Here is an 11,238-nt window from a genome sequence, read left to right as displayed (position 1 = left end):
CTCGCTGGCACAACTGTGGACCTGCGACCGCGATGGCGGTAACGCGCGCCAACTGACGCAGACCGGCGAGCGGAACAGCGGTGCGCGCTGGTCGCCGGATGGGACGCAGATTGCGTTCGTTTCCGACCGGGTGTCCAAATCCGGGCTGTTCGTGATGTCGATGTCCGGCGGCGAGGCGCGCGAGCTGACGCGGCATGCGCAGGGCATCTCCAGCCTGTCCTGGTCGCCGGATGGCTCGCAGATCGCCTACGTGACGGTCGTCGACCCTGACAATGTCGATGAGGCCACCCCGGAGGCTGACGCCGCGCCGCCGGTGCGCGTGACGCGACGGATTGATTACAAGCAGGATGGTCGAGGGTATCTTGGCGACAAGCGCAACCAGATTTTCGTTGTCGATGTTGCGAGCGGCGAGCGCAAGCGCCTGACGACGACGCCAAACGACCATGGCGGCCCGCAGTGGTCGCCGGACGGCAAGCAGCTGGCCGTGGCTCTGTCAATGATGAATGGCATGCACTCTCGGCTCGCGCTGATCGACGTGGAGTCCGGCGCGGTCGAGCACATCACACCGGAGGATGGCAACATCTCGACCTGGTCGTGGTCGCCGGATGGTCAGCGCATTCTCTACAGCGGCGATACGGATATGACCTGGCAAACCGATCTGTTCGTCTACGATGTTGCGAGCGGCCAGACGACTCGTCTTACCGACGACCTCGAGTGTCTGCCGGTCGGTGCCTGGGAGGGCGCACCGGCACAGCCCGTCTGGCTCGATGATCGGCAGGTGCTGTTCCACGCCGTGCGCGCCGGTGGCAGCGGCCTCTACGTTGCCGACAGTGAGCGTGGTGCGGTTGAGCGGGTCGTCTGGTGGCAGGCGCAGCACAGCGGCATGAGCACCGATGCGGCTCATCGCTACGTCGTGCAAACGCGTAACGCGATGGACGCCGCCGGTCAAGTTGCGGTCTACGACATGCAGTCCGGCGAGCAGTCGATCATCGTCGACCCGAACGTCGACGTGCTGGCCGAGCACCCGGCGGCGCTCTGGGAGCGCATTGACGTCGAACGCGGCGGGCAGACGATCGAGGCCTGGCTGCTCAAGCCGTTTGACTTCGATGAATCGAAGAAGTATCCGGTCGTACTGGACATCCACGGCGGACCGAACGGGCACTACGGCTATTCGCTGTCACCGAACCATCAGGTGCTGGCGACTGCCGGATACCTGGTCGTCTACAGCAACCCGCGCGGCTCCAGCTCATACGGCCGCACGTTCACCCAGATGGTGACCGAGGACTGGGGCGGCGAGGATTTCCAGGATCTGATGGGCGTGATTGATGAAGTGCTGAAGCGCCCGTACGCCGATGCCGAGCGTACCGGCGTCACCGGCTACTCCTATGGCGGCTACATGACCGCCTGGACGATTGGCCAGACGCAGCGCTTCAAGGCGGCGGTCTGCGGCGCGCCGTGCTTCGATCTGGAGTCGATGTACGGCACCAGCGACATCAGCCACGTCTTCGGCGAACTGCAGTGGGGCGGCCAGCCGCACGTTTCGACCGAGTGGTACGCGGCGCACTCGCCATCGACCTTCGCGCATCGGGCAACGACGCCGACTCTCATCATCCACGGCGAAGCGGATGAGCGCTGCCCGATCGGGCAGGGCGAGCAGATGTTCGTCGCGCTGACCAAGGCCGGTTGCGAGACGGAGTTCGCCCGCTACCCGGGTGCGTCGCACGGCTTCCGCCGCGGCGGCCACGCCGAGCACCGCCGCGACTGTTGGCAGCGGACGCTCGACTGGTTTGACACGCACCTGTAGGGCATATCGAATCCACGAACATGGGCGGCGTCAAAGCAGACGCCGCCCACCATTCACTCCCGGCTATTGCGCATCGTGATGCATGTCGCGACCCATCGACAGGAACGGCCCAGCCATCCCGCCGATGAAGCTGCCGAACGCGGCACCCACCAGCATGACGTTGAAGGCCGTATCCAGGTTGTCGGACATGATTGCGCTGACAATCGCGCCGATGACGATGCCGGAGGCGAACCCCGCGACCAGCCCGAAGGCGATGCCGTCGTTCTCGACCTGCGCCTCGTGGGCGTTCAGTCCTTCGTCCACGGCGCTGAGGTCCGACAGCGCGTAGATGCCACCGAGGGCTGCGCCATAGAGCAGATGCAGCACCAGATTGCCGATCGCGGGTAGTGGCCCGGCGTCCAGGCTCAATCCGAGGAATCCCGCACCAACCAGCGGGAAGAAGGCGATGAGCGAGAGCAGCCACGGGCCGATCGAGAAGACCATCCCTCGCCACCAGCCGGCACCCCTGAGCGTCGGCTCGACGAAGCGCGCATAGATCAATGCCCAGATCAGGCCGGCGATCAGATTGATGCTGAATGCGGCGATCGGGATATCGTAGATGCCGTCGGTCAGGTCGTTGTTCTTCAGCGACCAGAACCAGTGGCTGAGGGTGTTGCCATTCTCGCTGCCGATGAAGCCGACGACGATGTAGGCGATGATCAGTGCGAACGACATGATCGTCGTCGCAGCGAACCCGGCGAGAATGCTGTTGCTTAGCCAGCGACCTGACGGCCCTCGGCGTGCGTCGTCATCGCTGGCCCGCCACGGTCGCCAGCGAGGCAGGCGGAACGGCGACTGCGGTGTCCGCGTCGATTGGTCGGTCAGGAGGACGACGGTCCCGAGGATTGCCGCGCCGGATGCCATCAGCGCGTTGGCGTAGCGCCCGTGCCAGGCGTGGTAGACAGCGGCGGCAATTCCAAGCATCATCAGTGCGAGAAAGATGAAGTCCATCGCGCCGAGTCGATGTCGCATGAGAGCCTCCAGATCCTGTGGATGCGCGGGAATAGCGCCGTACATTCTGGATTACGTTTAACATCAACAAAAGGTCCTGCAGTATGCGTGCCAATGGAATCTATTTGGTGCGAGATGCGTAATAGATGCGGGCTGGCCAGACGAGGGGGTAGTCGTGGCTGATGACCACCGACCGGCACCTGGAGCAGTGCTGTCGACAAACGAGGAGGAGTTGCGCGACCGCGCGGTCGCGTTGCTGTCGCGGGTCGAAGGGGTGGCGCGCGTCTTCCCGTCGTCCGACGGTGTTGACGACGAGTTGCGCCTGCTGCGTCAGGCGCGCCAGCAGCTGGAAACGCTGTTCCTGCTCGTTGTCGTTGGCGAGTTCAACTCCGGCAAGTCGGCGTTTGTCAACGCGCTCGTCGGCGAGCCGATCATGCCCGAGGGGGTCACGCCGACGACGGCGATGATTCACCTGCTGGTCTATGGGGACGCTGGCCAGGAGGATATCCTGAGCGATGGCGTCGTCATCCATCACCACCCCGCGCCGGTTCTGCGCGAGATCAATGTCGTCGACACGCCCGGAACGAACGCCATCATCCGCGAGCACGAGGCGATTTCGCAGCGTTTCGTCCCGCGGTCCGATCTGGTGCTGTTCGTCACCTCGGCCGACCGACCGTTCTCCGAATCCGAGCGCGAGTTCCTGGAGGAGATCCGTAACTGGGGCAAGAAGATCGTCTTCGTTCTGAACAAGGTTGATGTGCTGGAAGGCGATCAGCAGATTGACGAGGTCGTGCGCTTCATCAGCGAAAACGCGCAGCGCTTGCTGGGCATCGAGCCACTCATCTTCCCGATCTCGGCCAAGCTCGCTGAGCGCGGCGACCCGGCTGGCCGCTTCGAGCCGCTGCGCGACTACATCATGAACACGCTCGACCAGGACGAGCGCGTCCGACTGAAGCTGCTCAACCCGCTCGGCGTGGCCGAACGACTGCTCGGGCGCTATACGACAGTCGTCGAGGATCGGCTGGCGCTGCTGGCGCAGGACGCGCAGACAATCGATCGCATTGAGGCGGTGCTGAAGGACTACGAACAGGAGATGCGCCGTGAGTTCGGCGCCTACGTCACCCGCGTCGAGAACATCGTCCACCGCCTGAATGAGCGCGCCGATCGCTTCTTCGATGAGTACATCCGCATCGGTCGCGTCTTCGACCTCGTTCGGTCCGAGAATACGAAGGTTGCCTTCCAGCGCGATGTCGTTGCTGATACCGAACGGCAGATCGACGACACGATTACCGAGCTCATCGACTGGATGGTGCAGCAGGACTTTCGCGCCTGGGAGACGGTGCGGGAGACGCTGGATCGCCGGGCGCTGGAGCGCTACCGCGACGACATGGTCGGCGAGGTCGGCAGCCGCTTTGCTTCTGACCGCCAGACGCTGATTACGCAGGTCGCCCGGCAGGCTGAGTCGGTCGTCAACCGCTACGACCAGCACTCGGAAGCGACGCTACTGGCGACGAACGTGCGCTCGGCGCTGGCGCAGACCGCCGTGGTGCAGGCCGGCGCGGTGTCGCTCGGTGCCATCGTCGTCGCGATGGCGACGACTGCGGCGGCCGACGTGACCGGCATTCTGGCGGCGGCGACGGTCGCGGGGCTGGGTCTCTTCATCCTGCCGGCCCGCAAGCGTGCCGCCCGCAATGATCTGCGCCGGCGCTCGGCCGAACTGGAACAGCAGCTCTCGGATGTGCTGAGTGACGGATTCGAGGCCGAGCTGGGTCGGTCGCTGCGACGTATCCGCGACGCGATCGCGCCCTACACCCGCTTCGTCGGTTCGGAGCGCACCCGCCTTGATGGGGTCAGTACCGACATCAGCGAAGTCATGACCGAGATGCGCGCGCTGCGCTCGGCGGTCAGCAACTAGTCGCCTACGAGGCGTTCAGCACGTCGCCGCGGGTGATGATGCCCAGCGGTGCTTCACCGACCTTGCCGTTTTCCGTAATGACGATTGCGCCGATGCGTTCGTCGCGCAGCAGGTCGATCGCCTCGCTGGCCGCGCTGCGTCGGGAGAGAATGCCGGCGGCGACGTAGCCGCGCTGCTCAATCGTCTCGCCGACTGTCGGGCTGGCTCCGTCAATGTCGTCGCGCGCCTCGGCGATCACGATGTCCCGGTCCGTCAGGAGATCGACGAGCTTGCCGTGCTTGTCGACGACAACCAGCTGATCGTAGTGGCGTGCCAGCATGCGGTCGCGCGCGTCGGTCAGCGATTCATCCAGCTTGGCTGTCACGACCGTGCGGTGGGCGATATCCCCGATGCCGGACGCTGCCAGACGGATGATGCCCTCAACGCCGTCGATGATGCGACTTGCGGCCTCGGGACGTAGCATGACATCGGGGTTGTGGGCTAGCGCGTTACGTGTGTCGCGATACCGATCGGCCTGCGCCGCGATCTCCCGCGCATCGGCTATCGGAGAGTGCTCCAGGTAGTTAATCGAATCGCCCAGACCGGCCCGGTCGTTATTCATGCCCAGGCTGCGAGCAAGATTGGCCAGGAAGCGGTCGAGCGCTTTGAGCGCCTGCTCGCCAGCGCCCGCCAGATTCGTCGCTGACGCCTCGCGGATGTCGGCCAGCTCGTCGAGATAGATGGACAGGTCGAGGTTGTGGTCCATGGGTCGCGACTGCTGTTGCTTGCTCCAGAGTGACCCGCGTCGCGATTTACCCTTTGCCTTTGCCTGTCCCTGATTCATCTGCTCCCCTTCATACGATTAATGTCAGGCCGTGATCCAGACGCGCTCACCGGCGTAGCGCTCGATTGTGCGCTCGTCCGGCTCGATACCCAACCCCGGTCCCTCCAGCACACGCACCTGCTCACCGGCGTAGCCGTCGCGCAGGTTGCCGATGTCCTCCGCCAGCATCAGCGGCCCGCCCATCTCGACAGTGCGGACGTTCGCCAGAGCCAGCGCAAGGTGCAGACCAGCCGCCGATGCAATCGATGACTCGACCATCGTGCCGACCTGGCATCCGTACCCAGCGGTCTCGGCGATGGCGTTCAGCGTGAGTGCCGGGAGCAACCCGCCCGTCTTCATCAGCTTGATGTTGATCAGATCGCAGGCGCGCAGCGACGCGGCGCGGAGTGCGTCGCGCGCATCGTGAATCGCCTCGTCGGCCATGATCGGCACACCGGCCATGCGGCGGACTTCGGCCAACCCCTCCAGATCTCGCCAGTCCACTGGCTGCTCGACGTAGGCCGGCAGGTACTCGGCGACACCGCGCGCACCAGCAATAGCGACGCCCGGCGTGCGCCAGCCCTGGTTGACGTCGATCTTGATCGCGATGTCCGGCCCGAGCGCCTCGCGCACCGCCGCGACCCGGCGGATGTCGGTCGGCACATCGTTGGCGTCGCCGATTTTGAGCTTCACCGTGCTGAATCCGGCGGCAACATGTGCCGTCGCGTCGGCTGCCATCGCATCGGGGCTCTTCATGCTGACGACACGCGAGATCGTGAGGTGGTCTTTCGCGCGGCCACCAAGCAATGCCCAGACTGGCATGCCGGTTGCCTTGCCAACGAGGTCGTGCAGGGCGATGTCGATTGCCGCCTTGGCGGTCGGATTCGCGCCCATGCGACGATCCAGACCAGCGACGAGGGCGGAGCGGTTGAGCGGGTCGCAGCCGAGGAGCGTTGGCGCGAGAATGCCCAGCGCCTCCAGCACGCCGCCGAACGTCTCGCCGGTCACGTGCGGATCGGGCGTGCCCTCTCCCCAGCCGATCGTGCCGTCATCCGTCTCAATCCGAACCAGCACCGATTCGACATCGGGAAACGTGCCGTAGGAGATTACGAACGGCTCGGTCAATGGCAGTCGGATCGGGATCAGCTCAACACCTGTGATACGCACGGGACTCCTCCTCCGCCCTGTAACCGATTACTGGCCCTTTGGCTGGCGCTCCAGCACATAGTACGCGTTCGCTGCAGTCCGCGACCCGGCGAAGCCGACGATGCTGAAGCCGTCAGTGAACGCTGTCTCCAGCTGCCGGCGGACGGCAAACCGCCATTCGCGCGCGCCGTCCGGGTCGCGCGCCAGCAGCGTGTCGATGTCGGTCGGCACGGCGACGCGGGTCTGAGATGCGTCTGCCGGGTAGTCCGGCACGTTCTGCGCCGCATCTGCGTTCAGCGGTCGGTATGCGCCGAACAGCCGCTCGCGGACGCGCTCGCTGTCGAGATCCCAGTGAATGTAGAGTCGATCGCTTGGCAGCCCACCGTAGAGTCCGCCGGCGAACTCCTCGCCGTAGACGTTCTCCTCATAGACGCGACTGGTCGCGCCGAGCCGCTCGAAGTTGAGTCGTGCATTGGCAGCGCGGAGCGGATCGACCGTCCAGGCCGCCTCGCGAAATCCGACCTGCACCGCCAGCGCCGCCTGGAGCGATTTGAGCGCGAAGCCCAGTCCGCCGCGCCAGGCCGGATCGACCGCCATCAAGTCGGACAGCAACAGCGGGCGCCCCTCGACCCAGCCGCCATAGCCCTGGATGTAGCCGACCATGCGCGTTCCATCGAACGCGCCGATCACTTCGCCGCCAGTCTTCGGGATGACAACCATGATCGAGAACGAGGCCAGGTCCGTTTCGCTGACGCCGAACACGTCGCGCTGCAATCGTTCGCACTGCGCGAAGTCGTCGCGCGTGCGGACGGCGCGGAAGTCGATTGCGCGCGAGCCAACCTGTCGCTGCCAGCCATCGGGTGTCGTATGGAAGCCGAGTGCTTCCGGCGTCAGGTGGTCGATCATCGATTCCCTCGCTCGGCACGCCGTCCTGCTGTAACCCCATAGGCGATCGCCATGGCCGGGAAGATCGCTGAGATGGCAAACATCGTCGCGTAGCCGGTGAACCCAGCGACGATGCCCATGCCGATCGACCCTGCGCCGATGCCGAACTCGAAGAATGAGGTGAACGTCGCCATACCAGCCCCGCGCCGGTGTGGCTCGACCAGATCGACCGCGTACGCATTCAGTGCCGGCTGGCCAGCACCAAACGCCAGACCGAACAGCACGCCAGTGAGCAGCAGCAGGGCCAGCGAATCCGTCAGCGCCAGTGTGCCCATCGCCACAATCGTGAGGACGAAGGTGGGGATGATGACGGCCATGCGGCTGATGCGGTCCGCCAGCCGTCCGCCAAGTACGCGCGATGCCAGTACCGCGATGGCGAAGACGGTGAAGTAGAGGCCGGCATTGGGGATGTCGCGTTCCTCGGCGTAGATAACGATGAAGGCGATGACCGCGCCATAGACGAGGTTCGACAGCAGGATCAGGATCGCGGCTGGCATAACTGCGGGCTCGAACAACCCGCCGCTGGCGTGGGCAGACTGGTTCGAGCGACGCGGCTCATGCACAAGCAATAGCAGCCCAGCTGCTCCAGCCGCGCAGATCATCCCGAGCCCGAAGACGGTGTTCAATCCGTATGCATCGCGCAGCACGAGGCCCAAATATGGACTGATCGCGGTCGCGAAGGTCGATACGAGTCCCCAGATGCCCATCGCTTCACCACGGCGCGAGTCCGGCGCTATCTGGGCGATGAAGGTGAATGAGGCCGTGTGAAAGAAGGCCATTCCCAGCCCATGCACCGCGCGAACACCGAGGACGAGCCCAACGCTATCAGCGAACAGATACAGCGTCGAGGCCACGATGAACAGGCTTGACCCAACGATCAGGAAGGGCTTGCTGCCCCGTCGGTCGATCTCGCGACCGATGAACAGGCGCGGCAGCAGTGCCGCCGCCGAGAAGATGCCGACGATCAGCCCGACGGCCGTCGAAGACCCTCCCAGATCATCCTTGACGTACAGCGGGAGGACGGCCGTCAGCAGTTGAAACGAAGCGAACAGCAGCATCCCTGCTGCGCAGGTCAGCAGGAACGGCCTGGTCAGGATCGAAGGTCGCGCGACGGTTGCTTGTGCGTTCATGGCGCGCTCAAGAGACGTGTATTCAGCTGTCGCGTCACCATCATTCCTCGGCAGGCTCGTTCGGGAGACCGTGCTGCTCCTCATAGCGAGCGACGTGCGCACGCACTTCGGATGGCGTCAGCGCATTCACGTCGATGCCGAGCAGATCCTTCAAATGCTGAGCGTCTCGATAGCCGCGACCCTTGGCCCATTGCCAGAAGCGGGTCCACGAGACATCAGCCGGGTCGCCACGCGCTGCAGAATCGCGGGCGCGCAGGTCAGAGCCGCGCAGCATCGGTGTCGGCAGATCCTCGGCAATTTGAGCAACTGTCTGCTCGGGCTGTGGCACGGCGCGCGGACGCTGTTGTTCGCGCTGTGACTGCTCGCGCGGGGATTGCTCGCGCCGCGAACGCTCTCGTGGTGGTTCGGATTCGCGCAGCGAGCGCATCTGCGTTGGCTCGCTGACTTCTGCGGACGCTTCCTCCGGTTCGTCCGTGCGAACTGGCGCGATCTGCGCGGACGGGATGGTTGCTGGCTCCGGCTCAGCAGCGCGGTTTCCCGGCACGTCCGCCTCGACGAACTCCGTGCCGTAGCCGAGGGCCGCGAGTGCTCGACCGATGGCTCGTGTCTCTGCCGTCTCGATGTAGGCCGGTGTTTGCGAACTAGCGCTCCGCGCGTGGCCGCTGGCAGCGCCGCGCTGTGGAATGCGGACGACTGCCTTGCAGACGGCGTACTCATCGTCCAGCGTCAGCAGCTCCGTCTCGATCTCAGCCTCCGGATGTTCGCTGCGCAGCCAGTGAATGCGCCACTTGACATCCAGGTACGGCGAGCCGTCCTCAAGCTGGCGGAGATGTTCACGCGGATTGAATTGCTTGCTCATACGCGGGACGCGCTCCCTTCTCGACGGCGCTCAACACGGATTATAGACGCGCCTCTGCCACGACTGGCCGTACAATCGCCGCGCCGGACAGAAGGCTCAGCGAGGAGGCAGACGTGGACGTGCGAGAGTGGATCGTCGATTCCAACGGAGATGGCTACCCGGACGAGATCGACAGGCTGATCGTTCTGCCTGCGCCGGACGGCACTGTCTCGCGCGACCTGGCAGCCGCACTCGTCGATCTGGCTGCCTGGCTCGGCGTCTCGACCCATGCGCTGACGATGCCGCTGGTCTGCGCCGAACATAGCCAGAATGCAGCCGATGTTCGTCCGCAACTCACCGTCACCCGACTTGATGATCTGCCGGTGATCCCAACCACAGGGGCCGCCACGGGATCGCAGTCCATTACAGACGAACCGCCGTCCGCCTGTCTGTCCGATCTGTTCACGGCGCGCGGCGCTTTGCTCGACCTCGATGGTGATCTCTTGCCGGACGCCAGCCGGATCAGTTTCGACCTGCCTCAGACGATACCGACTGCGCTGGCGGCTGGGGTTGCGAACTTCGCTGCACGGGTCGGCCTGGAGAGCGGCGGGGTCACCCTACCGCTTGTCCGCGATGGTGGTGCACGGTTGACGATTCGACCAGATTCCGGATCTGCTCGTCTGACGGCCGCTGATGGCGGTTGGCTCGCATCCGGTGAGCCAAACGAGCTTGCCGCACTGCTTGACCGCATCGCAGCGGACTGGCCGCACATCACCGCGCCGGAGTGCGGCGGCGTGGGTCAGGCTGTTACCGTCCTGAGGCGCTGGCTGGCTGGTGACGGTCCGGAGCCGAACGCGCCGGGCGACGTCCTCTGGGAACGTGAGTGGGCAGCCGAGTGGGAGGTTGACCGCCTTGAGGCTGCGTTCCGCTGGCTTGCGGACGCCGACCTCGCCGCCGACACGCTGCACGTCTTCGTCAGCGAGCCGCCCGATGTTCGACGCGCGTTGGCGACGAGACTCACTGATTCGCTTCGTGCGAGGGGTCACGAATCCACGCAGGTCGTCGTGCTGTCCGCGTTCAAGGCCGGGCTGAGCTGGCTGACCGACGTCGTCACACCGGCCCTGCTGGCGCACCAGCGACGCCCCGCACGCATCCGCATTACCTATCGCCGGATGACCGAGGAGAACACGCTCGATCTGCCGATCCGCTGGCTGCAGGAGCTGTTCCCTGGACCGGAGATGATGGCGACGGCGCTGGGCTTGCCGCCTGCGGCGATCGAGCTTGTCGAGGCCGAGGCCGATTCACCGGCCACCTTCGTCGCCGATGCCCTGGCGGCCAACGGCACGCCGCTGGGGCGCTGGACCTGCACGCCGCCAGCACGCATCCAGCCGTTCGTTGCCGCGCTCGGTGAGGATGTCGGCCGCGTCGTCGTCACGACCGGCGGTGTCATGGCTACCGATGGCGACGACTGGCGCGAACTTGCGCGGGTCCCGACCGACCTGGAGACGTTCTGGGAGTTCTGGCAGTCCAATGTCATCCCGGATCTGCTGCAGCTGGTCGAGGACACTGGGTCGCACGCCGAGCGTCAGCCGTTCTTCGGTGAGCTGCTGGCCGAAGTCTGGGTTAGCGAACCGAACGAGCGCCTCGGTGTACGCGAGGAGAATGACT

9 protein-coding genes are annotated in these 11,238 nt (G+C 65.1%); 3 read left to right on the top strand and 6 right to left on the bottom strand.

The window, feature by feature from the left end; translation table 11 throughout:
* Positions 1–1,804: S9 family peptidase (locus tag M9890_13925; GenBank protein MCO5178051.1), on the top strand; the 1,804-nt coding region annotated here is incomplete at its 5' end.
* 63 nt (positions 1,805–1,867) lie between these two features.
* On the opposite strand, the gene M9890_13920 is transcribed toward M9890_13925, so the two are convergent.
* Positions 1,868–2,815, bottom strand: coding sequence for a hypothetical protein (locus M9890_13920; GenBank protein ID MCO5178050.1), 948 nt, complete (start codon positions 2,813–2,815; stop codon positions 1,868–1,870).
* A gap of 154 nt (positions 2,816–2,969) precedes the next feature.
* Between M9890_13920 and M9890_13915 the strand changes: the two genes are divergently transcribed.
* Positions 2,970–4,709 carry a dynamin family protein gene (locus tag M9890_13915; GenBank protein MCO5178049.1) on the top strand — a complete coding sequence of 580 codons (1,740 nt, stop codon included), beginning with the start codon at positions 2,970–2,972 and terminating at the stop codon, positions 4,707–4,709.
* A 4-nt stretch (positions 4,710–4,713) separates the two neighbouring features.
* On the opposite strand, the gene M9890_13910 is transcribed toward M9890_13915, so the two are convergent.
* The 5 genes from M9890_13910 to M9890_13890 all read right to left on the bottom strand — a co-directional run bounded on the left by M9890_13910 (position 4,714) and on the right by M9890_13890 (position 9,591).
* Positions 4,714–5,454: a CBS domain-containing protein gene (locus tag M9890_13910; protein MCO5178048.1), complete on the bottom strand. Its 741-nt coding sequence runs from the start codon at positions 5,452–5,454 to the stop codon at positions 4,714–4,716.
* 102 nt (positions 5,455–5,556) lie between these two features.
* Positions 5,557–6,678 carry a dipeptide epimerase gene (locus M9890_13905; protein ID MCO5178047.1) on the bottom strand — a complete coding sequence of 374 codons (1,122 nt, stop codon included), beginning with the start codon at positions 6,676–6,678 and terminating at the stop codon, positions 5,557–5,559.
* Positions 6,679–6,705: 27 nt separating this feature from the next.
* Positions 6,706–7,563 (bottom strand): hypothetical protein, encoded by an 858-nt coding sequence (locus tag M9890_13900; GenBank protein ID MCO5178046.1) that lies wholly within the window; start codon positions 7,561–7,563, stop codon positions 6,706–6,708.
* Entirely contained in the window at positions 7,560–8,732 is a 1,173-nt protein-coding gene (locus tag M9890_13895) for an MFS transporter (GenBank protein MCO5178045.1), read from the bottom strand. The genes M9890_13900 and M9890_13895 overlap by 4 nt, the downstream gene beginning before the upstream one ends.
* 40 nt (positions 8,733–8,772) lie before the next feature.
* On the bottom strand, positions 8,773–9,591 hold the full coding sequence (locus tag M9890_13890; GenBank protein ID MCO5178044.1) for a hypothetical protein: 819 nt from the start codon (positions 9,589–9,591) through the stop codon (positions 8,773–8,775).
* Positions 9,592–9,704: 113 nt separating this feature from the next.
* Between M9890_13890 and M9890_13885 the strand changes: the two genes are divergently transcribed.
* Positions 9,705–11,238 (top strand): hypothetical protein (locus M9890_13885; GenBank protein MCO5178043.1); only part of this gene is annotated, 1,534 nt, incomplete at its 3' end.

Source organism: Thermomicrobiales bacterium, from assembly GCA_023954495.1.
Taxonomy (GTDB): Bacteria; Chloroflexota; Chloroflexia; order Thermomicrobiales; family CFX8; genus JAMLIA01.
This window is presented reverse-complemented; position numbering and strand designations above follow the sequence as displayed.